The sequence below is a fragment of the Sutterella massiliensis genome (assembly GCF_016899755.1).
In the GTDB taxonomy this organism is placed as follows: Bacteria; Pseudomonadota; Gammaproteobacteria; order Burkholderiales; family Burkholderiaceae_F; genus Sutterella; species Sutterella massiliensis.
This window is the reverse complement of sequence record NZ_JACJJC010000326.1, coordinates 1-384: the sequence shown is the minus strand read 5'-3', so window position 1 is coordinate 384 and position 384 is coordinate 1. Positions and strand designations below refer to the sequence as shown.

Genomic DNA, 384 nt, shown 5'->3' with positions numbered 1-384 from the left:
CACGTCGATGCGACCGGGTGCGGCAGGAATTCTCTTCTAAGTCTATGCGTAGCCGCTGCATCGAAGAAAAACGGGCCCGACACCTTCGCGGTGCCGAACCCGAAAAAGACGAAAAGATACGAGCCGCTAAAACCCAGGAAATCGGCTCGTTCGTTACCTAATCGTCGATGCGGCATTTTGCGGGTTGGGCGTCGTTTCGTCAAGCTGTTGACGAAAATGCCTTCCGATGACGATTCAATCCGGGAAGTGTACGTCAAGAAAAACGGCCCGACGTCTTGCAGTCCGTCGGGCCGGTGCAAAAGATATCGGAAAGGCCCTCACCAACTTCCAAAACGAGGACCGCCTTAATCCGTTGCGCGCGCAATTTTCCTTTGAGAACTGGTA

1 protein-coding gene is annotated in these 384 nt (G+C 53.9%); it reads right to left on the bottom strand.

From position 1 onward, the window contains the following. On the bottom strand, positions 1-257 hold a 257-nt coding region (locus tag H6A60_RS12775; protein WP_205105238.1), incomplete at its 3' end, for a hypothetical protein. Between the last annotated feature and the right edge of the window lie 127 nt (positions 258-384).